23 protein-coding genes, 2 pseudogenes and 1 riboswitch are annotated in these 19,997 nt (G+C 54.3%); of the genes and pseudogenes, 13 read left to right on the top strand and 12 right to left on the bottom strand.

The window, feature by feature from the left end:
- The first annotated feature begins 157 nt into the window (after nucleotides 1-157).
- Nucleotides 158-1,270: an aminopeptidase gene (locus tag BA6348_RS10070; protein WP_005828126.1), complete on the top strand. Its 1,113-nt coding sequence runs from the start codon at nucleotides 158-160 to the stop codon at nucleotides 1,268-1,270.
- 188 nt (nucleotides 1,271-1,458) lie between these two features.
- On the opposite strand, the gene BA6348_RS10065 is transcribed toward BA6348_RS10070, so the two are convergent.
- Complete coding sequence (locus BA6348_RS10065; RefSeq protein WP_005828125.1) at nucleotides 1,459-2,001, bottom strand: PadR family transcriptional regulator; 543 nt, start codon at nucleotides 1,999-2,001, stop codon at nucleotides 1,459-1,461.
- A gap of 288 nt (nucleotides 2,002-2,289) precedes the next feature.
- On the opposite strand from BA6348_RS10065, the pseudogene BA6348_RS27305 reads away from it, so the two are divergent.
- Nucleotides 2,290-2,703, top strand: a pseudogene (locus tag BA6348_RS27305) (trypsin-like peptidase domain-containing protein); the annotation flags it as partial.
- Between the two features lie 88 nt (nucleotides 2,704-2,791).
- On the opposite strand, the gene BA6348_RS10055 reads toward BA6348_RS27305, so the two are convergent.
- The gene (locus BA6348_RS10055; protein ID WP_007783182.1) at nucleotides 2,792-3,910 is read right to left on the bottom strand and encodes a YheC/YheD family endospore coat-associated protein; all 1,119 of its coding nucleotides are present in this window, start codon (nucleotides 3,908-3,910) and stop codon (nucleotides 2,792-2,794) included.
- A 259-nt stretch (nucleotides 3,911-4,169) separates the two neighbouring features.
- Between BA6348_RS10055 and BA6348_RS10050 the strand changes: the two genes are divergently transcribed.
- The 3 genes from BA6348_RS10050 to BA6348_RS10040 all read left to right on the top strand — a co-directional run bounded on the left by BA6348_RS10050 (nucleotide 4,170) and on the right by BA6348_RS10040 (nucleotide 6,372).
- Entirely contained in the window at nucleotides 4,170-4,490 is a 321-nt protein-coding gene (locus tag BA6348_RS10050) for a winged helix-turn-helix transcriptional regulator (RefSeq protein ID WP_005828119.1), read from the top strand.
- 138 nt (nucleotides 4,491-4,628) lie between these two features.
- Nucleotides 4,629-6,080: a recombinase family protein gene (locus BA6348_RS10045; RefSeq protein WP_005828118.1), complete on the top strand. Its 1,452-nt coding sequence runs from the start codon at nucleotides 4,629-4,631 to the stop codon at nucleotides 6,078-6,080.
- A 13-nt stretch (nucleotides 6,081-6,093) separates the two neighbouring features.
- Nucleotides 6,094-6,372, top strand: a complete 279-nt coding sequence (locus BA6348_RS10040) for a S1C family serine protease (protein ID WP_025843917.1) — start codon at nucleotides 6,094-6,096, stop codon at nucleotides 6,370-6,372.
- A 47-nt stretch (nucleotides 6,373-6,419) separates the two neighbouring features.
- Here the strand turns inward: BA6348_RS10040 and BA6348_RS26620 are convergent, their stop codons facing one another.
- Nucleotides 6,420-6,566 (bottom strand): hypothetical protein, encoded by a 147-nt coding sequence (locus tag BA6348_RS26620; RefSeq protein WP_005828114.1) that lies wholly within the window; start codon nucleotides 6,564-6,566, stop codon nucleotides 6,420-6,422.
- Nucleotides 6,567-6,628: 62 nt separating this feature from the next.
- Nucleotides 6,629-6,910 (bottom strand): DUF2325 domain-containing protein, encoded by a 282-nt coding sequence (locus BA6348_RS10035; protein ID WP_005828113.1) that lies wholly within the window; start codon nucleotides 6,908-6,910, stop codon nucleotides 6,629-6,631.
- A 321-nt stretch (nucleotides 6,911-7,231) separates the two neighbouring features.
- Here BA6348_RS10035 and BA6348_RS10030 point away from each other — a divergent pair, with 321 nt between their 5' ends.
- From BA6348_RS10030 to BA6348_RS10020, 3 genes are all read left to right on the top strand, one after another.
- Nucleotides 7,232-7,849, top strand: coding sequence for an IMEF encapsulin system ferritin-like cargo protein (locus tag BA6348_RS10030; protein ID WP_007783174.1), 618 nt, complete (start codon nucleotides 7,232-7,234; stop codon nucleotides 7,847-7,849).
- Between the two features lie 36 nt (nucleotides 7,850-7,885).
- Nucleotides 7,886-8,734, top strand: coding sequence for a family 1 encapsulin nanocompartment shell protein (locus BA6348_RS10025; RefSeq protein ID WP_007783173.1), 849 nt, complete (start codon nucleotides 7,886-7,888; stop codon nucleotides 8,732-8,734).
- Nucleotides 8,735-9,004: 270 nt separating this feature from the next.
- On the top strand, nucleotides 9,005-9,823 hold the full coding sequence (locus tag BA6348_RS10020) for an alpha/beta fold hydrolase (RefSeq protein ID WP_122952680.1): 819 nt from the start codon (nucleotides 9,005-9,007) through the stop codon (nucleotides 9,821-9,823).
- Between the two features lie 189 nt (nucleotides 9,824-10,012).
- Here BA6348_RS10020 and BA6348_RS10015 read toward each other — a convergent pair whose 3' ends face one another.
- The 3 genes from BA6348_RS10015 to BA6348_RS10005 all read right to left on the bottom strand — a co-directional run bounded on the left by BA6348_RS10015 (nucleotide 10,013) and on the right by BA6348_RS10005 (nucleotide 12,335).
- Entirely contained in the window at nucleotides 10,013-11,218 is a 1,206-nt protein-coding gene (locus tag BA6348_RS10015) for an aminotransferase-like domain-containing protein (RefSeq protein WP_005828106.1), read from the bottom strand.
- 144 nt (nucleotides 11,219-11,362) lie between these two features.
- On the bottom strand, nucleotides 11,363-11,875 hold the full coding sequence (locus BA6348_RS10010) for a hypothetical protein (protein WP_122952681.1): 513 nt from the start codon (nucleotides 11,873-11,875) through the stop codon (nucleotides 11,363-11,365).
- A complete protein-coding gene (locus BA6348_RS10005; protein ID WP_005828528.1) occupies nucleotides 11,868-12,335 on the bottom strand; it encodes an ABC transporter ATP-binding protein in 468 nt (155 codons plus the stop codon). The genes BA6348_RS10010 and BA6348_RS10005 overlap by 8 nt, the downstream gene beginning before the upstream one ends.
- Before the next feature lie 370 nt (nucleotides 12,336-12,705).
- Here BA6348_RS10005 and BA6348_RS10000 point away from each other — a divergent pair, with 370 nt between their 5' ends.
- On the top strand, nucleotides 12,706-13,128 hold the full coding sequence (locus BA6348_RS10000) for a LysR family transcriptional regulator (protein ID WP_129552188.1): 423 nt from the start codon (nucleotides 12,706-12,708) through the stop codon (nucleotides 13,126-13,128).
- A gap of 86 nt (nucleotides 13,129-13,214) precedes the next feature.
- Here BA6348_RS10000 and tnpA read toward each other — a convergent pair whose 3' ends face one another.
- On the bottom strand, nucleotides 13,215-13,685 hold the full coding sequence (gene tnpA, locus BA6348_RS09995) for an IS200/IS605 family transposase (protein WP_122952522.1): 471 nt from the start codon (nucleotides 13,683-13,685) through the stop codon (nucleotides 13,215-13,217).
- Between the two features lie 150 nt (nucleotides 13,686-13,835).
- Between tnpA and BA6348_RS27995 the strand changes: the two are divergent.
- Together BA6348_RS27995 and BA6348_RS09990 are read left to right on the top strand one after the other, a co-directional pair.
- A pseudogene (locus tag BA6348_RS27995) lies at nucleotides 13,836-13,919 on the top strand (hypothetical protein); the annotation flags it as partial.
- Between the two features lie 79 nt (nucleotides 13,920-13,998).
- Nucleotides 13,999-14,355 carry a LysR family transcriptional regulator substrate-binding protein gene (locus BA6348_RS09990; protein WP_373926031.1) on the top strand — a complete coding sequence of 119 codons (357 nt, stop codon included), beginning with the start codon at nucleotides 13,999-14,001 and terminating at the stop codon, nucleotides 14,353-14,355.
- Between the two features lie 38 nt (nucleotides 14,356-14,393).
- Here the strand turns inward: BA6348_RS09990 and BA6348_RS09985 are convergent, their stop codons facing one another.
- From BA6348_RS09985 to moaC, 4 genes are all read right to left on the bottom strand, one after another.
- The gene (locus BA6348_RS09985) at nucleotides 14,394-14,864 is read right to left on the bottom strand and encodes a hypothetical protein (RefSeq protein WP_005828520.1); all 471 of its coding nucleotides are present in this window, start codon (nucleotides 14,862-14,864) and stop codon (nucleotides 14,394-14,396) included.
- A 343-nt stretch (nucleotides 14,865-15,207) separates the two neighbouring features.
- Nucleotides 15,208-16,389, bottom strand: a complete 1,182-nt coding sequence (locus BA6348_RS09980) for a pyridoxal phosphate-dependent aminotransferase (RefSeq protein ID WP_005828518.1) — start codon at nucleotides 16,387-16,389, stop codon at nucleotides 15,208-15,210.
- A gap of 88 nt (nucleotides 16,390-16,477) precedes the next feature.
- A riboswitch (SAM riboswitch) is annotated at nucleotides 16,478-16,592 on the bottom strand.
- 96 nt (nucleotides 16,593-16,688) lie between these two features.
- Nucleotides 16,689-17,984, bottom strand: coding sequence for an MFS transporter (locus BA6348_RS09975; protein WP_005828516.1), 1,296 nt, complete (start codon nucleotides 17,982-17,984; stop codon nucleotides 16,689-16,691).
- Nucleotides 17,985-17,987: 3 nt separating this feature from the next.
- Complete coding sequence (gene moaC / locus BA6348_RS09970; protein WP_005828514.1) at nucleotides 17,988-18,470, bottom strand: cyclic pyranopterin monophosphate synthase MoaC; 483 nt, start codon at nucleotides 18,468-18,470, stop codon at nucleotides 17,988-17,990.
- 278 nt (nucleotides 18,471-18,748) lie between these two features.
- On the opposite strand from moaC, the gene BA6348_RS09965 reads away from it, so the two are divergent.
- Together BA6348_RS09965 and BA6348_RS09960 are read left to right on the top strand one after the other, a co-directional pair.
- Nucleotides 18,749-19,285, top strand: a complete 537-nt coding sequence (locus BA6348_RS09965; RefSeq protein ID WP_005828512.1) for a methylated-DNA--[protein]-cysteine S-methyltransferase — start codon at nucleotides 18,749-18,751, stop codon at nucleotides 19,283-19,285.
- Nucleotides 19,278-19,991, top strand: coding sequence for a 2OG-Fe(II) oxygenase (locus tag BA6348_RS09960; protein WP_005828509.1), 714 nt, complete (start codon nucleotides 19,278-19,280; stop codon nucleotides 19,989-19,991). Before BA6348_RS09965 ends, BA6348_RS09960 begins: the two co-directional genes overlap by 8 nt.
- The last annotated feature ends 6 nt before the right edge of the window (nucleotides 19,992-19,997 follow it).

Genomic DNA, 19,997 nt, shown 5'->3' with positions numbered 1-19,997 from the left:
CATAGCCATATTGGCGCAGGACGCTGCATATACATGAAGAACCGAATCCTGTAAACGCGTTTCCTCCGCACGCTACCCTTGCATGGGTAGCTTTTTTCTATGCGATTTGTGTACAATACATACTGATATGATATGGAAAGCGAGGGATCCCCTTCCTATGAAAGATCCGCGTATTGAAAAATTGGCAGACGTACTGGTCAACTACTCCACCCGCGTGCAAAAGGGTGAAAACGTTTTAATCTACGCCGTCGGCAATGTGACGGACTTGACGAAAGCAGTCATTGCCAAAGTGTACGAAGCTGGAGGCAATCCTTACGTTCAACTGATCGACCAGAGCATCCAGCGCGAGCTGCTGCTCGGCGTAAACGAAACCCAGCTTGGCATCATGCGCGAGGCAGACGTCTCCTTCATGAAGCAGATGGATTGCTACATCGGCATTCGCGGCGGCGACAACATTAGCGAGCTGGCTGACGTGCCTGGCGACAAAATGCAACTGTACTCCAAGCTGCTGATGCGCCCTGTGCTCGACGTGCGCGTGCCGGAAACGAGATGGGTCGTGCTCCGCTACCCGAACGCTTCCATGGCCCAGCTTGCCAACATGAGCACTGCTGCCTTCGAAGATTTTTACTTCAAGGTGTGCACGCTCGACTACGGCAAAATGGACAAAGCGATGGACAACCTCGTCGAGCTGATGGAAAAAACCGACAAGGTGCGCATCGTAGGACCAGGCACAGACCTGACCTTCTCGATCAAAGGCATCCCTGCGATCAAATGCGCGGGCGAAGCCAACATTCCGGACGGGGAAGTCTTTACGGCACCTGTGCGCGACTCCGTCAACGGCACGATCGCCTACAACACGCCATCCCCGTACCAAGGCTTTACATACGACAACATCAAGCTGACGTTCAAGGACGGAAAAATCATTGAAGCGACCGCGAACGACACGAAAAAAATCAACGAAGTGTTCGACACCGATGAAGGCGCGCGCTACGTCGGCGAATTTGCGATCGGGGTCAACCCTTACATCCAAAACCCGATGAAAGACATCTTGTTCGATGAAAAAATCGACGGCAGCTTCCACTTTACACCAGGGCAAGCTTACGACGACGCTTTCAACGGCAACAAGTCCTCGATCCACTGGGATCTGGTGATGATCCAGCGCCCAGAGTGGGGCGGCGGCGAAATCTGGTTTGACGACCGCCTGATCCGCAAAGACGGCCGCTTCGTCGTGCCTGAGCTCGAATGCCTCAACCCGGAAAACTTGAAGTAAGCTGTCTGGACCTGGCTTCGCCATGCTTTTTTCGGCCGGCGAAGCCTTTTGCTTGCACAAAAGGCGAAGGACCAAGCGTGTCCAGCTTGCTGCAGCGCAAAAAACAAAGGCTTCGCCGACTGTTTCTGGCGAAGCCTCTTTTGCTTATGCGGTTATCGGTTGGAAAAGCTCATCTGCCGGCCTTATGCTTAGCCGGAGGCAGCGGACAAGGCTGGCTGCTTCACGAGAGTCGGCATCTTTTGCTCCAAAAAGGCAATCGTCGACTCCAGGTGGTGAATCGTGTATTCCCAGCAAAAGCGCTGATATTCGTCAAATTGCAGTTCCAGCTTTTTAAAAGACGCCCGGCTTTGCTGAAGCATTTGCCGTTGCAGATTCAGACAGCTTTCCAGCATGTCTCTTTGCTCCTCTGGCGTGCGGCTCTTGCCGAAGAAAATTTTCACCAGCATGTCGGAGCGCAGCACCGGAGGCAAAATCGGCGTCTGGATTTCCTGACGGAACACTTCTTTTCCTTGTGCCGTGATCTGGTACAAAATTTTATTGGGCTTTCCAGACTGGATCACTTCTTGCTTGGTGACCAGTCCTTCTTCCTCCAGCTTGCGCAGCGCAGGGTATATCGCTCCAAAGCTGGCGTCGTAGAAAAATCCAATGCTATTGGAAAACGCCTGCTTGATATCGTACCCACTCATCTCTCCGTAGCTCAAAAAGCCAAGTATGATCGTTTTTACATCCATCTCTTCGCATCCTCCATTATCTTTCTTTTTCTCTCTCTACAGACAAGGCAGATTATTACCTCTTTTCAGACAAGTACAGGTATTCATCTGCTTAGCCTTTATGTTCAAAATATTCTCTAACTACATGTATTATAATTCGATTCTAATAATTATACCAATGCTATTTCTTTATTATATCAATCAAAAATAATGATATAACACACTGGCCGAACCAAATTGGGCGTCCCTTCCCTTTCGCCCCTCCATAAGATGATATATACCTAACTACTGCTGTAGGGGGAGAGATTTGTGAAAAGTAAAAGATGGTCCCAATATACGCGAGTAAAGTACCCTGTGAGCAGCAGCAGTCTGCACCCGTTCAATTTTTTTGTTCCGATTGTAGAGCGAGTTCAGGAGGGAGTCGTCTCCATCGTGACAGAAGACGCCCCCCTTGCTAAAGACGTCGATACCCTGATCCGCAGCCTCATCGACCACGAAGATAAATCGACGACGCCTACCGAGCGCAGCTTCGGCTCCGGATTTATCTTCCATCCTAGAGGTTATATCTTGACCAGCCAGCATGTCATCGGCAAATCGAAAAATATTTTTGTCAAGCTGTTCAACGGCAAGGTATTCGAAGCCAAGCGCATCATCGCTGATCGAGTCAGAGATTATGCTGTCATTAAAATTGACGCGGACTGCAAGCTTTACCCTTTGCCGCTCGGCAACTCTTCTCATACCAAGGTTGGTGAATGGGTCATCAGTGTCGGTTCCCCGCTTGCTGCCATAGCGACAAAAACCAGGCTATCGCTCAGACTCCGGCGCGGCGCACCTTCTCCGGAGCCATCCGGTTTTGCCTGCTGCGGGCAAGGTAGAGCGCGAACTGCACCGGACGCTCGATGGCTTTGGCATACGTGTCCAGCTCCCCGATCTGGCGAAAAACTTCGCGTCCCGGCTTCGGATTGACCTCGATCAGCCACACCTGCCCGTTCACATCCACTCCGATGTCCAGACCAAACTCCATCATCCGGCCGAAATAGTCCTCCAAGGTGCTCGCCACCTCATGGGCAAGCAAGTGGCATTCCCGGATGGTGTGCGGCGCCTGCCTTCTCCCGAAACAGCTTTCGATCAGCGGCACAAATGGAACTGCCCGTCCTCCGCCGTGCAGATTGGAAGTGGAGCTGCCTGGCTCCCCGATGCGAACCCCGCTGCCTGTCACACTCCATTCGCCTTCCGCGTCTTTTTGGATTAACACCCGCACATCCGCCACATGATTGGGGATCAGCCCGAGATCAAGCCCTTGCTGCACCAAAAAGTTGCCATCGGCAATTCGCTGCTCCGCAACCCAGCGGCCGACCCAGTTCTCCACGGCCGCCTTGCTGTCCAGCCTGGCCGTATGCACCTGATACTGCTTGTCGCGCCCGGAAAGGGCATATTCCTTGCCGACAGCCGCTACCCGCAAAATGCTTTTGCCGCCGGAACCGTTCCCCGGCTTGACATACACCAGCGGGTAACGCGCCAGCATGCTTGTCATTTTCTTTTTTTCGTACAAATGCGTCTCGGGAATCCAGCGTTTGACCCGTTCGTCTTTGGCCAGCAGTTGCGTCACGCGCCACTTTTTGGAAAACGGGCTGTTCGCAAAGAAAAACAGGTCGCTGTTGCGCATGCGGATGTACTCTGGCACGCGCCGCCGATAACGGTCAATAACCACCTCCGGCCAGGGAAACCATCGGCTGGTCCAGCCGCCCCCTGCTTTCGGCACAAAGCCTCTGATCTTTTTTTCTTTTCCGTGTACGTCCTGATGCGAAAACAGGTAGATTTCTGCCCCCAGCTTCTGCCCGGCCAGCACGAGCTTGCGCAAATAGTCCGGCTCGCCAAAGCGCTGTCCCTGGCGCCAGGTCAAAATCCCGATCACCCGTTTGGGAAGCATCTTAACACCCTCTTCTTCTCGAATCGTTCGCCACAGTTTATGTGCGTTTGCCTGCATGCGAAACGCTTCGTTGGCGAATCGGGCTTGATCGCCTCCAGGCCCATCCGCAGGCGGTCGGCCAAATTCGTCCGCATACATACGGGCCCAATAGGCAACAACATAGAGGGGCGGTCCCCAAACACTTCGTTACTTACTTTTTTCAAGCTTATCTGGTACAATAAGCGATAACACAACCATGCAATATAGAGGTGACGCCGACATGAGTCAAGAGTTTGCTGGCGAACACATGTGTCCCAAGTACGAATGCGCCATTAATGTCCTGGGCAAACGCTGGACAGGTCTAATCATTCACGTGTTGCTGCGCGGCGCTGTTCGCTTCAAGGATATTCGCGAGATGGTTCCGCACATGAGCGACAAAATGCTCTCGGAACGGCTGAAAGAGCTGGAGGAGCTGGGAATTTTGGAGCGCAAGGTATATCCGGAAATCCCTGTTCGCATCGAGTATGAATTGACAGAAAAAGGAAGGGATCTGCGTCCGGTCATTGAATCCATTCACGAATGGGGACAAAAATGGATGTAGCGTCGCCCCACTTGTCCAAAAAAGGATGAGCGGGGTTTTTTTGTGCTTGGAAACGCCGAGTTTTCTTTTGCGGGCCAGGCATACAAACCGGCATTTTGCTGTAGACTCTAGCAACCTCAGTCGACGGGAGGGAATCCGATGCGAACGGCTGTCTACATGCGCGTCAGCACCGAAGACCAGGCGCGGGAAGGCTTTTCGATCCCGGCCCAGCGGGAAAAGCTGTTGGCTTACGTTCACTCTCAAGGGTGGGAGGTTGCGGCGATCTACGCCGACGAAGGGATCAGCGCCAAGGACACAAACCGCCCCGCGCTCAAGCGGCTCCTGCGCGATATCCGGGAAGGGAACATCGACGTCGTGCTCGTCTATCGGCTCGATCGCCTCACCCGCTCCGTGCTGGATTTGTATCGGCTGCTGCAGGAGTTTGAAAAGTACGACGTGCGCTTCAAAAGCTGCACGGAGGTGTACGATACGACGACGGCGATCGGCCGGCTGTTTATTACGCTGGTGGCGGCGCTCGCGCAGTGGGAGCGGGAAAATTTGGCGGAGCGGGTCAAGCTCGGCATGGAGCAAATGGCGCGGGAACGCAAACGGCCAGGCGGCCCGCCGCCTTTTGGTTACGAGCTTCTGGCCGGGGAATTGACTGTCCAGCCCGCGGAGGCCGCTGGCGTGCGCGAGATGTTTGCCCGCTACGAAAAAGGCGAGTCTCCCCGCCAGATCGCCGAGTGGGCGAACCGCGAAGGTCTGCGCGGAAAAAATGGCGCACGCTGGAGTGCAAGCGCCGTCCTGCGCCTGTTGAAAAACCCGGTGTACCACGGGGCTTTGCGCTGGAACTACACCGATTCGCTCCAGCGCCAAAACGCGCCCGAGGAGTGGATTATCGAGGAAGCGACGCATCCTGCGATCATCGACAAAGCGTGCTTTGCCCGCGTGCAAAAAAAAATGGCGGCACGCGGTTCGCTCCATCCGCGCGTCCTCGGCTCGTCGTTTTCTTTTTCCGGTCTGCTCTACTGCTCGCGCTGCAACGCGCCGATGCGCGGAAAAACGGCGAAGAGCAAAAGCGGCGGGAGGCTGTATGTGCATCGCTACTATTTATGTAAAAACAAGCAGGCTGGTCGCTGCGACGCCCCTGCCATCCGCGAAGATCGGCTGGAGCAGGCGATTCTCACCGAGCTGATGCGCTATGCAAAAGAAGCGCTCGCCGCTTATGCGGAAGCACGGGAATCGCTTCGCCCAGTCGCTGGCGCGAGCGCAGAGGAGCTGGAGCGGAAGCGGGAGCGCAAACGGCGGCGCTGGGAGGCAGCCTACGAGGAAGGGCTGCTCTCCCTCGAAGCGTTTCGCGAAAAAATGGCGGCATTGCAATCGGAAGCGGACGAATCGAATCCTCCGCGAGCTGCCTTCCTCCCTGCTGCTCCTCTCCCCGACCCCAGCCTGCTGACCGAGTGGCCCCTCATCTGGTCCCATGCCAGCGAGGAAGAACGCCGCCTGCTCGTCTCCATTCTCATCCGGCGCGTGGAGGCAACCGTATCTTCCACCGCGGCGGGGCAGCGCCAAGAGCGCGCCATCTGCCTTCAGCACCTTGTCTTTCATTAAATAGTCTGCCTCTTTGCACACAGGCGGTTCTCCACTTGGATTGGAAAACTCTGTAACTGCTGGAATCATCAGCGCCAAAAACCGCCGCCTTCAGGTTGCCAAGCGAATGTACGAAGAAATTTTCCAGACCGATGCCGCCATCAACCCCGGCAACAGTGGTGGGCCACTCATCAACCTGAACGGCGAGGTTGTGGGGCTCAATGCCTTTATCATTCAATCCAGCCAATGTTTGGGCTTTGCCATCGGCATTGACGCCCTGAAAGCGCAACTGGAGCAGTACGTCTTTAAATAAAGAAGCAACTGCCCAGCAAAAAAGTATGGGAAAAGAAAAAACCCCGTCTAGGATGACGGGGATTGTTTTTCAAATGCGATCAAATATACGTTTTGACCTTCGGAATTGATTTGTTCCTCTGCCTCTTTCAATTGTTGCAACTGCACGGCCGTCAGTTGCGCAATAGGCAGTTCGTTCAAACGGTTTTGTTCCATACGCCATTCCTCCGTTGGTATCAGACTCACGAAGTAGTCTGTCCACCTGAACGGGTATGTATTTACGCGGTCAGATCGAAAGCTTTGGCAATCGCGGAACACGAACGCTTGCAGAATACGATCGGCAGCTCGCGGTCCTTCGCCTGGTTTTTCACTGTCTTCGCCAGGTTGTGGTTCACGAAGTCAGTCAGCACCAGAATCATGTGGATGCCTGCAGGGATTTTCACGCCTGTTTGGGAGCTTTTGCGACCTGTCACGTGATGGATGTCCTTGAATCCTTGCCCGTGCAACAAGTCGACGATATTACCGAGGCGATCTCCGCCGATAACTAAAATGGATGACATAACTGTTTTCCTCCTTAAATTGAGTGAGTGTAAAATGTATGTTCTGTTTCTCTGTTTTTCTAATTGATAATGAATATCACTCTTATTGATAAATATTATCATTCCCATTTAGCTTTGACAATACTCTCCATGATAACTTTTTTGTAAAAATATAAAACTACTGTTAACAGCTCCTTGCTGCTCCACAGGTCTCACTCGCCATTGCCCGTAAAAAACGCCAGATATGAACAGAAAACGCCGAATATCTACATATGTATTGCCCGGTTCATTTTTCCAACTGTATAATGAACAAATAGATCGTGAATGAGGAGGTGGCGGAGGGTGCAAGAAATTACACAACTGCACGCCATTTTTGATCGAACCAGAGGGTACATCAATCGTTTTATGGGAATCATCCAGCCGATTATCGACGCTGCCCAGGACGAGCATACACGCTTGTACTACCATCACATTTTGGAAGAAGAAGAACAGCGCATGGGACGACTCCAGGAACTGGTTCCTTACCTGGAAAAAGTGTCCGAAAAAGAAACGCTTGCCGAGCTGAGCGACCGCGAGCTTTCGCAAATGCTGTCAGATGTGAACCTGGAGCGTTTTGGCCTGCATAACTTCCGCGAGCACCTGGAGCTTTCCCTGTACGAGTTTCAAGATGACGAAACTCGCCAGACTCTGGACGGCATGCGCGAAAAAACCCACGCCGACTACTTGCAGGTGAAAGAAATCATGGCCGCGTTGAGCGAGCGTTTTTCGGACGGGTCCCATCCCGATCTGACTGACCACGACGAGGGACACGACATCCATCAGGTGGATCACCTGAAAGCTTCGGCTTCCGCTGCTCACGGTGTTGCTTCTGTCATCAAGCATTCCGCTCCTGCCCATGCCGTTTCCGGCAACATTTCCGGCAAAAAGGGGCTTACAGTAGGAAGTCTGAAAGGACTGTAAAGAAACAACCATCTTATATGACCTGGAGGTTACGCTATGGACAAGCTTCGCAAATACCCTGACTCTCCTTTGACGAAAGATGAATGGAGCCAGTTGGATGCCACTGTAATCGACATGGCGCGCCGTCAACTCGTGGGACGTCGTTTCATTGATATCTACGGTCCGCTCGGAGAAGGCATCCAGACGATTACGAACGACGTGTACGACGAGTCCCGCTTTGGCGGTCTCTCCCTGCGCGGCGAATCGCTGGAAATGACACAGCCTAGCCGCCGTGTGAGCATGACGATTCCGATTTTGTACAAAGACTTCATGCTCTACTGGCGCGACGTGGCGCAAGCGCGCACACTCGGCATGCCGCTCGACATGAGTGCTGCTGCAAACGCGGCTGCCGGCTGCGCCCTGATGGAAGACGACCTGATTTTCAACGGAGCGGCTGAATTCGATCTGCCGGGCCTGATGAATGTAAAAGGCCGCCTCACTCACCTGAAAAGCGACTGGATGGAGTCCGGCAACGCGTTCGCGGATATCGTGGAAGCGCGCAACAAGCTCTTGAAAATGGGCCACAGCGGCCCTTATGCCCTCGTTGTGTCTCCAGAGCTGTACTCCTTGCTGCACCGTGTGCACAAAGGCACCAACGTGCTGGAGATCGAGCATGTGCGCAACCTCGTCACAGACGGCGTGTACCAATCGCCAACCATCAAAGGCCGCTCCGGCGTGCTGGTGGCAACGGGCCGTCACAACCTGGACCTGGCGATTGCGGAAGACTTCGACTCCGCTTTCCTCGGAGACGAGCAAATGAACAGCCTGTTCCGCGTTTACGAGTGCGTCGTGCTGCGCATCAAGCGCCCTAGCGCGATTTGCACGCTGGAAGAAACCGAAGAATAAAAAACGGCCTGGCTTGGCTTGAGTCGGCTTGTGGCTCAGTCAGACAGCCGCCTGTGAAGTTCATCGCTCACAGTGCCATTTCATCTGCAAAAAACGTGTCCATTTGACTTTACCGTCGATGGGCACTTTTTTGTGGGGGAGCTGGGACAGTCTTTTCAGGAAAAATATTGCAAATCTTCCTCTTGCTTTTTCCAGAAATGAGATTATAATAAGAACAAATGTTCCCTATCAAAATACTTCGACTTGAACTTATTCGGAAGAGGTGTTTTTATGAGTCATTCGCTTCACGATGTCCAGTTTTATCAGGAACAACTCGGTTCCGGCTTTCCGATTGTGATGCTTCACGGCTTTTCCCTCGACCACCGCATTATGCAAGGCTGCATGGAGCCTGTTTTCGCGGAGCGCGAAGGCTTCCGCCGCCTGTATATTGACTTGCCAGGCATGGGAAAGACGCAAAATTACGACAGCGTGCAAAACACGGATGACATGCTGGAGGCCGTCCTGCACTGGATAGATCGGGAGTTGTCCGGCAAGCCCTTTCTTCTTGCAGGAGAGTCTTACGGAGGTTTTTTGGCCAGGGGCGTGATCGAAAAGCGCAGAGAACAAGTAAAAGGCGCTCTTTTCATCTGCCCGAGCGTCATTCCGCAAATGAAATTGCGCACCTTGCCGGAAAAAGCGCTTCTCGTGGAAGACAAACTGCTGTGGGACAAGCTGACCGAGACGGAGCGCACCGAGTTTGCGTCCATGGCCGTCGTGGCGACGAATGAAACATGGGAGCGTTACAAAACAGAGATTATGAGCGGATACCACATCGCGAACTTCCCCTTTTTGGAAAGACTGAAAACGTCGTACGGCTTCTCCTTCCCGCTCGACACGCAGCCTTTTTCCCATCCGAGCCTGTTTGTCGTGGGCAAGCAAGACCACATCGTCGGCTACCAGGACGCTTGGAGCTTGCTGCCTCACTATCCGCGCAGCTCCTTTGCCGTTCTCGACTGCGCGGGACACAACCTGCAAATCGAGCAGCCAGCGCTGTTTACCGAGCTGGTGCACGAGTGGCTGGATCGGGGGGAGAGGGAGCTGGCTGTCTAGCCGTTCCCGGAAGCTTTGGCTTCGCCATGGCATTGCGTTTGGCGAAGCTGGGAGCTGCGGGGCTGGCCCTTTCATTTGCGGAACATCAGAAACAAAAAAAGACAACCAGCCAGTTTTTTTGGCATGATTGTCTTTTTGGGCAGAGCTTTCTTGTCGTTCGCGAAACGGTTTCGCGGGCGAAAGACGCTGCTACTGTGTCACCAGGCTTTGACTGTATGCTGTAAATGCTTTGCCAAGTCTGGAAATTGCCAGTTGAGTGTCTTCCCGGTTGAGCAGCGTGTAGTTCAGGCGCATCGTGTTGTGTTGCGGCTCATCTGCGTAAAACGGCTTGCCCGGGACGAATGCCACGCCTTCTTGCACAGAGCGGGCCAGCAGTTTTTCCGCGTCCACATGCTCGGGCAAATTCACCCAGAGGAACATGCCTCCCCTTGGCTTCTCCCAGCGGACGCCTTCCCAGTTTTGGGCGAGCAGCAGCTCGTTCATCCACTCCATCCGCTCCTTGTAGGAAGCGCGGATTTTTTCGATGTGGCCTTCCAGATCGAATTGGGAGAGCAGTTCATGGAGCGCGATCTGGTCGATCGTGCTGGATTGCAAGTCGACGGCTTGCTTCGCCTTGACCATCATCTGGATGACGCGCTTGTCGCCGATAGCCCAGCCGGTCCGCAGACCAGGCGCGACGATTTTGGAAAACGTGCTCGTGTACACGACACAGGAATCTGTCGGGTGCTCATCGAGCGAGAAAATGGAACGGTACGGAGCTTCTCCGTCAAACTGGATTTCGCCATACGGATCGTCCTCCAGAATGAGAATGTCGTTCGCTTTGCACTGGGCGAGCAAGCCTTGGCGACGTTCCAGGCTCCATACTTTCCCGGTCGGATTCGCAAAAGTCGGAATGACATAGACCATTTTCGGGCGATACTGGGCGATTTTTTGCGCGAGATCGTCCAGATCCATCCCTTCTGCGTCCCCTTGCACCGGAATGGTGCGAATCCCCCGAAATTGGAACAATTGGACCGCAGCCAGATACGTTGGATTTTCTACCAGCACGACGTCGCCTTCGTCCAAATAGACTCGACACAGTAAGTCGACGGCCTGCTGGGAGCCGGTGGTCAGCAGCATATTGTCCAGGCCTACGTTCATATGTTTTTGCTTCATCCGTGAGGCAACCCACTCGCGAAGCGGAATGTATCCGTCAGTCAAACCGTACTGCAAAGATTTGGCCCCCAGATCGAATGCCCGATTGAAAGCTTCGCGCATAGCTGCGATAGGAAAAGAATCCTCGGCTGGCAGTCCACCTGCGAGCGAGAGCACTTGATTGCCTTGGGTCAGCTTCAAGATTTCCCGGACAGCCGAGGAGGATAATGCGTCAACTGATTTTGAAAATGAGTACTCCATGTTCCGTTCCCCCTTGATTTTGCTTATTCTTGTTTTATCACTGACGCCAGGCAAAGTCCAATCCCCGCTAGCTATGAGCAGATAGGTTTTGACTATGTCGAGCGATTGTTCGATCGAAGCTGCTGCTTGCATCAGCGCTGCTCCCTAGTTTTCGCAACCTTCATTTTTACCCCATGCCGCCATGCGAAAATCCGTGTACGTCCCTTTTTCTTTGGTCGAGCAAGAATAGCTCTTGCGACAGGTCAAATCCACCAGCGTCAAACGAAGTCCGTGCTTCGCTCCGGTATCAATGCCGATTCGGTCTGGCCGTATCCAGATTTCCCCCGGTGCGGCTCCCATCCGATGTGTGGGCGTGTGCCCGAATACAATCACTCGCTCGAACTGCGCCGCACTGTGCCAAAACTCTTCCCTGATCGCGAGCAGATCGTAAGGCTGCTGGGAAGCGAGCGCAATTCCCGGGCGGATACCCGCGTGTACGAACAAGTACGGCCCGTGCTCGATGTAGTGCGGCAATCCGGCGGCAAACTTCAGCCATGATTTTTCGCCAGCCGTTTGCTCTTCCTTTTCATGCTGATCGAGCAGCCATTGCTCCAGATTTCCGCGCAGCGCTGCTGCTCGTACGACGCCGACCGTCACCGTTCCAGCGCCCTCAGCCATTGCTCCAGATTTCCGCGCAGCGCTGCTGCTGCTGACCGCCTGAAAGCTGCGGCGGCAAGCGTTGCTCCAGCCCTTCCAGGCGCAACAGCTTGACCAGTTCGGCGATTTTGGCCTGAATCAAATCTGCTTTCATTTTTTTGCGCTGGAGTCCGTACGCGATATTGGCGTAGACGCTCATGTGCGGCCACAGGGCGTAATCCTGAAACACCATGTTGAGATTGCGCTTTTCCGATGGGACCAGCCGCGAGGGCGACGCCACCTGTTCCCCTCTCAGCAGCACCTCTCCGACATCTGGCCGGGTCAGTCCGGCGATTACTTGCAAGAGCGTAGATTTCCCGCAGCCGGATGGTCCCAGGACGCTGATGATTTCTCCGCTGCGCACGGACAGGTTGATTCCGCGCAAAGCGGCATAGCTGCCAAACGATTTTTGTACGCCTCGCACTTCCAAAATCGGCTTCAAGCTTGTTCTCTCCCTGCTTTCCATTTTTTCGGCTGAAACAACAGCTCGACGATGACGATGAGCAGCACAACGAAACCGCCGCCCACCAAGGTCGAAGCCGCTGCGTAAGTCGCCGTCGATGGGGAAGTGCCTTGTCCGCATCCCGCAAAAAGCAAGGTAGTGGAGACGAGCAGCGATGCTACTGTTCATTTTTGTTGCCGATTTTTCCTGGTCATTCCGATTTCCCTCCCATTTCATTTCCTACCGACAACTGTACGCGATTTGTGTGAGGGGAAAGTAAACCGGATGCTAAGCTTGTGTTAAATAGAGTCTATGTTTATTGATAGATCCATAGAGAATATCTATACTGAGGGCGGAAGGGAGCGATCCGGTGAATATTCAGCAATTGCGTGTGTTCGCTGTAGCCGCCCAGTGCAAGTCGTTGACGGAAGCTGCCGAGGCGCTGGGGATCAAGCAGCCAACCGTCAGGTTTCACCTTAAAAAGCTGGAAACCGCCCTCGGTGTGGAGCTGTTCTACAAGCAGCCGCGGCATTTTCGGCTGACCGAAGCGGGGAATGCTTTGTTGCCGTATGCCAGAAGAGTGTCCACCTTGCTGACAGAAGCCGGGCAGATCATGGAGGAGTTTCGTCACGGCGGCAGAGGCACGCTGAAAATCGGAGTGAGCTACACGCCTGCCACCTACTTTCTCCCCCCCTTATCTCGCCGCATTCCAGGCGGAGTACCCGCATGTCCTGCCGATTTTGACCGTAGTCATAACCACCGGCTTAGCCGGTGGCTTCCATTAGCCCTATAAGGGCATGTTACAAGCAAGCGCCTTAAAGGCGCACTGAAAGTCTGCCAACCGCGTGTTGCCTCGGGCTGCCCCTAAAAAGGGGCTTTTTATCTGCCCTTTTTGACCGACTCACCCGTAAACGGGTCGACCAGCTCTTTCATCGTTAATTGCTCGTAATTTTTGTCCTCCACTAACTGATTGCGAATGTACTCTTCAATTGCCTTTCTGTTTCTCCCCACTGTATCCACATAGTACCCTCTACACCAGAATTGTCGGTTCCCATATCGGTATTTCATGTTCGCAAACTTATCAAAAATCATCAGGGAGCTTTTCCTTTTTAAGTCGCCCATGAACTCGGATACGCTTAATTTCGGTGGGATGCTCACCAGCATATGAATATGATCCACGCAGGCTTCTGCTTCGATAATCTCCACCCCTTTTCGTTCGCATAACTCCCGCAATATCTTTCCAATTTCTCTTCTTAATTTTCCGTATATCACTTGTCTGCGATATTTCGGCGCAAATACAATATGGTATTTGCAGTTCCATTTGGTATGTGCTAGACTGCTTTTGTCCATCCTTTGTCCTCCTGTGATTCGTGTGAGCGGTTGGCAGACCGGCTCTCATCTTATCACCGAGTTCAAAGGATGGCTACTCATAGCTATAAGCTTTCCTGAACCCCCAGTCGAACTGGGGGTTTTCGTTATACAAAAAAAGCGCGGCCGCTCATGGAGCTGCTGCGCGACTTCGAAATTGATCTGGCTATTGTTTCGCTGTCCATGCAGCCCCAGGAAGGCTTGCACGTCATTCCGCTGCTGGCGGACGAGCTGCGTCTGGTTCTCTCTCCGCAAAATCCGCTGGCGCAAAAAAAAGACAATCGAACTGGCCGATTTGCAATCCGAGCCGTTCCTCATCCACGAAGCCGGCTCCACCTCCCGCGAGCTGGCCGAACGCTGGGCCCAGGAAAACCAGTTGCGCTGGCAAGTGCGCATGGAGCTTGGGGCGATCGAGACGATCAAGGAAGCGACGAAGCACAATATGGGCGTCAGCATCCTCCCCTATCGCAGCGTCGTGCGCGAAGGCGAAACGGGCGAGCTGGTCATTCGCGAGCTGCCTGGCTACGTCAACCGCAGACATATTTGCCTCGTCTATCGTCAGGATGACCTCTTGCCTTATCCGGTGACCAGCTTCATCCGTTTTTTGCAGCACCGCCGCCTACCAGACGCAAAAAGCCCCTCTCCGCTGTAAAAGGGAAAGGGGCGAATATGTAATTCGATGGGAACACTCTACGCGATGCGGACAACCCGCTTTTTTTCCACTTGCGGCAGGAAGGACAAATCCACATAAGAACGCGCTTCCTCCAGCCCGATGTCTTCTGCCAAAAGCAGCGCTTCTTCCTGGAAGGTAGGCGTACAGCTTCCTTCGTTCAGTTCACAGAGACGCTTCAGGCGTTTCAGGCGCTCTGCGCACTTTTCAGCCCGCATGCATTCATTGGCAAGCTCACATACATTGACGTGGCGCGCGTCTGCGATCATGCTGATGTCGTCCACATGCACAATCAGCCGCTTGCCTTCTTCTGTCACGAAGCCGATCGAGCAAAAATGCGCACCTGACATTTCCAAACGAGTGAGAACCACATTGGTGAAAACCTCTCCTGTGCGCAGTCGAACTTGAGCTGCTTCAATGGCTCCACCGATCTTCCGCTCGTTGGCGATCACCGTGTACATGTCAGTGTAACCGTTAATCTGATAGCGCATAGTACCCTCCCGCTCCTGATGAGATCAATTATCATTAACATCGTATAATGAAAATCATTATCTGTCAACGATGAGAATGATTTTTATTACTACTGCACGTCTTATGGTGCGGGAGGGGGGTTCGACTGGTAATGGATTGACAAGCAGGTGATAAAGCGTGGGCAGTGGACGGCGCGGGCAAGGGGGCAACGCAGACAAGCGCAGGTCAACATGGGGAAACATGGATGATCCTGAGATACGCGAGCAACCGACCAACGCACCCCCGGCAGTCTCACGCAACGCAGCCCCCAAAAACAAAACCACACTCCCCACCCCCAGGAAGTGTGGTCACCCGCTCTCCTACTTACTTCGTTTTCGCAAAAAGCCCCAACTGTTCGATCCGCTGAACCGCTTCGGCCAGGCGTTGTTCGTCCGACAGCAGGGCGGCGCGAACGTAGCCTTCGCCGCTTGGGCCGAAGCCGACGCCTGGTGCGACGACTACATGTGCTTTTTCCAGCAGCAAATCCGAGAACTCCACCGAAGTAAAGCCAGCCGGGACGGGGAGCCAGGCGAAAAACGAGCCTTGCGATGGCGGGGCCTGCCAGCCGATGCGGTGCAGATTGGAGAACAGCGCATTGCGGCGGCCTTCGTAGACGGCTACCAGATCGCGGACGCACTGCTGCGAGTCTGTCATCGCTTTGGCTGCGGCCATTTGGACCGCTCCAAACAGGCTGACGAAGTAATGGTCCTGAATCAGATTGATGAGCCTTACCAGCTCGCGGTTGCCGACCATCGCGCCTACGCGCCAGCCGGCCATATTGTACGTTTTGGACAACGTGTAAAACTCCACGCCCACCTCTTTTGCCCCCGGCACCTGCATGAAGCTGACAGGCTTTTTGCCGTCGTAGCTGATCGCGCCGTACGCGAAGTCGTGGCAGACGACGATCTCGTGCTTGCGCGCAAACTGGACGGTTTCCTCGTAAAATTCAAACGGGGCGTTCACCGCTGTCGGGTTATTCGGATAGTTCAAAAACATCAGCTTGGCGCGGTCCAAATCGGCTTGCGGGATTTTGCTGTAGTCAGGCAAAAACTGATTTTCGGCCGTCAGCGGCATCATCGACATCCGGCCGTTTACGACCGCTACGCCGGACCAGTAATCCGGGTAGCCAGGGTCCGGTACGAGTGCCACATCGCCTGCGTTCATCAGCACCTGGCAAATTTCCACGAGGCCGGTTTTGCTTCCGAACAGGATCGCCACCTCTTCCTCCGGGTCGAGGTCCACGTCAAATTGTTGCTTGTACCAGTGCGCGACTGCCTGCTTCAGCTCCAGTCGGCCGGAAAATGGCGGGTATTTGTGATGCAGCGGATTTTCTGCCTGTGCCTTCAGCTCTTCCACAATGTGCGGCGGCGTAGGCAGGTCCGGGTTTCCTTGGCCCAGATTAATGACGTCATGCCCACAAGCGATGACTTTGTTTACTTTTGCCACCAATGTCGCAAAAAACTGGGTCGGGAGCCGATCAATCATGTCGGAAGGTTGGATGCGCATCTGTCTTCAGTTCCTTTCTTTTTAGGCCAATGTACAGCAAAAACCCCCTCTTTCCGTACAGAAAAAGGGGGAGATCAGCTTGGTCACGTCCTTATCTGTCAGGAATTATCCTGCTGGAATTGGCACAGCATCTGCAACGCGCAAGCGCGCAGATCCGCTGCCGGGCTTCATAGGGCCAGTCCCTCCGCCTCTCTTCATAAGTAAATCACACGGAATATACTGTTTTTAATCTTCTTCATACTACATTGCGGGCTCCGAACGTGTCAAGACGCTTCGCGAGGCCCGCGAATTTTTCCTGGCTACATCTTTTCTACGGTCGCGGCTGGCACTTTTCGGGTGCGACCTTGAAACGAGCTGTGCAGGGCGAAAAACGCGACAGACATTAGCGCCAGCCCCGCCATGATGTACAAAAGTCCTTGTGCCTGAAAATGCTGGAAAATGACCGCTCCGAGCAATGGGCCGAGCATGCGTCCCGCAGAGCCTGTGCCGGAGATCAGCCCTTGGATGAAGCCTTCTCGCCCCTGTGGCGTAAACTCTGCTGCCACGGCAGGCACGGCCGGCCAGACGAGCATTTCTCCAAGCGTCATGATGAACATCCCGGCGACAAAGCCGGCGTAGGAGGTCGTCTGCGACAAAATCAGCATCGACAGCACGAACACGTAGGAGCCGAGCAGCATCTGCGCTCGCAGCGTGCGGGCGAAGCGGCCAATGACCCAGGCGATCAGCGGCTGGCCGAACAAAATCAGGCCGCCGTTGATCGTCCAGAGCAAGCTGTACTGACGCAAGGAAATGCCCAACGATTGCATGTAGGTCGACAACACCGTCGTCCACTGGACGTAGACAATCCAACTGATTAACAGCCCGCTGCACAAGAGCAGTAGGGCGCCCCACGCCACTTTTTTCGTCGGCAGTTGCTGTAGCGGCGAAAGCGCCTCAACTGGCTTCGGCTTGGCAGCGCTTTGGACAGCAGCGGCGGGAGTGCCTGCGGTATTGGCTTGCTCCGCCCGATAGCCCCGCTCTGCAACTGCCTTGAGCTGCCGAGGCAAAATGAGCACGAACATGACGAGCACGATGACTTGCGAGATCGCGTTGCCAAAAAACGTCCAGGCAAACGAAATGCTCGCCAGCAAGCCGCCGAGGGCAGAGCCAGCCGCCACCCCGGCGTTGAGCGCGACGTAGATCATGTTGATCCCTTTGCGCCCGCCTTCCGGCCACAGCACGACAGCGAGTGCATTCATCACCGGAGAGAGCGTGCCGTAAAACAGCCCGTTCAGCAACAACAAGATCGTGTACAGCGTAAAGTCATGCGTGACGCCAAGCCCGACGGAAATCAGAATGACGCCGATCGAGGCAAAAACGATCGTGCGCATTTTCCCCCAACGGTCGAACAGCATGCCACCTGCGATGCTGCCGATCAAAAAAGCCCCCTGGTTCAATAACAGCAAAAAGCCCGCTACGGTCAGCGGCTTCCCTAAATAATCGTGGATATAGATGGTGACAAGCGGCCAAATACAAGCCATTCCGGTAGAAAAAATGATCGCAGCAATCGCCAGAAGACGAATGCTGCTCGGATAGGATTGCCATTTCTGTTTCATGGTTTAGTTCTCTCCCCGACGAAAATCGCCGCTTTTCCCGCCTGTTTTGCTCACCAAGCAAGTCGGACCGATTACCATGCCTTTGTCCATCGCCTTGCACATATCGTACACCGTAAGAGCTGCGACACTGACAGCCGTCAAAGCTTCCATTTCCACGCCCGTTTTTCCCGTCGTCCGCACACATGCTTCCAGGGCAAGCGTCGTCTCGTTTTCAAAAGCGAAGCGAATGTCGATCCCGGTCAAAGGAAGCGGATGGCACATCGGGATGATTTCCCACGTCTTTTTCGCTGCCATGACGCCCGCTACCTGTGCGACTGCCAGCACATCCCCTTTCTCTACCCGTCCTTCGCGAATGCGGGCGAGCGTTTCCGGCTTCATGACGATTTTGCTCTCTGCCACAGCCTCCCGTTTTGTGATGTCTTTTTCCGAGACATCTACCATCCGCGCACGGTTTTGTTCATTAAAATGCGTCAGTTGATCGTTCATGCAACTATCCGTCCTCCATCTATGCGATCCCGTTAAACAGCCGAAAAGCCTGGCTGAAACCGGTCATCTGTCTACTCCTACCTTACTCCCGCGGCTTGCGAAAAGCAATGGAAACATCGCTGCCAACTGCTCCAGCTACTTGTAGCATGCGTCTTCTCCTTCATTATCTTGCTGTTCTACTCGCAAATTCGTACAAAAACGCCGCGGTGAAGCTATACTGTGCGTACAACAACCAGCAAGCGTGCTGGAAACGATAAGGTCTGGAGGCGTTTGTCACAATGAAGGAAAAACAACATGTTTACTGGTCAAAAGTCATTTTGCAAGAGTGGAGCCTGCATCTCGCGGCCACAGCCAAAGGGCTATGCTTCGTCGGCTCCCAAAACGGCCCGTTCGCAGAGCTGAGCAATTGGTTCGCTCGTCGCAGACCCGGCCATGTTTTGGTCCAGGATCACGAGCAGCTCGCCCCCTATGTGGCGGAAATCAGCGAATATTTGCAAGGGGCGCGGCAGCAATTCTCGCTTGCGCTCGATCTGGAGGGCACGCCGTTTCAGCTATCTGTCTGGGACGCTTTGTGCCGCATTCCATACGGGCAGACGACGACTTACTCCGAGATTGCCGCTCACATCAAAAAGCCTGCCGCCGTCAGGGCCGTAGGAGCCGCGATCGGAGCCAATCCGCTGCTTTTGACCGTCCCTTGCCATCGGGTCGTCAGCAAAGACGGCAGCCTCACCGGCTATCGCGGCGGCCTGGACATGAAAACAGCGCTGATCGCGCTCGAAAAAGGAAGTCTTGCAAGGGGGATGCAGCATGGCTGAGCCGCTGACAAAACGCATCGCCCTACTCCCCTGGGAGCAGTTGCAACACAGTCTGGACGAGCAAGGCTTTGCCGTCCTCCCTCCCGTCTTGCAACCGGAAGAATGCCAGGAGCTGATCGCCACCTATCGCGAAGACCGCTTTTTCCGAGCGACGATCAACATGGCGCGATACCGCTTCGGCAGCGGAGAGTACCGTTATTATCAAGCTCCCCTGCCGCCCATAGTGGAGCAGTTGCGCGAGGGCTTTTATCCCGAGCTGGCCAAAACGGCGAATCGCTGGAACACACTGCTCGGACAGCAGCCTGCCTACCCTCCGTCGCTGTCCGCCTTTCTCGCCCGTTGCCACGAGCACGGGCAGGCCCGCCCGACGCCTTTGCTCCTGAAATACGAGGCCGGCAGCTACAACTGTCTGCACCAGGACATGTACGGCGACGTGTTTTTTCCTTTTCAGGTCGTCTTCGTCCTGAGCCAACAGGAAAGCGACTTTTGCGGCGGACAATTTTTGCTGATCGAACAACGGCCGCGAGCGCAAAGCAGAGGACATGTGATAACCTTGGAACAGGGGGCAGGCTTGATTTTTCCGACTGCCTATCGCCCTGTAGCCGGAGCGCGCGGCTATTATAAAACGACGCTGCGCCACGGCGTCAGCACGATCACCCAGGGAACGCGGTACAGTCTGGGGATCATTTTTCACGATGCAAAATAAGAAGGG

The organism is Brevibacillus agri, from assembly GCF_004117055.1.
In the GTDB taxonomy this organism is placed as follows: domain Bacteria; phylum Bacillota; class Bacilli; order Brevibacillales; family Brevibacillaceae; genus Brevibacillus; species Brevibacillus agri.
Note: the sequence above shows the minus strand (reverse complement) of the source record. Positions and strands in the feature narration are given on the sequence as shown.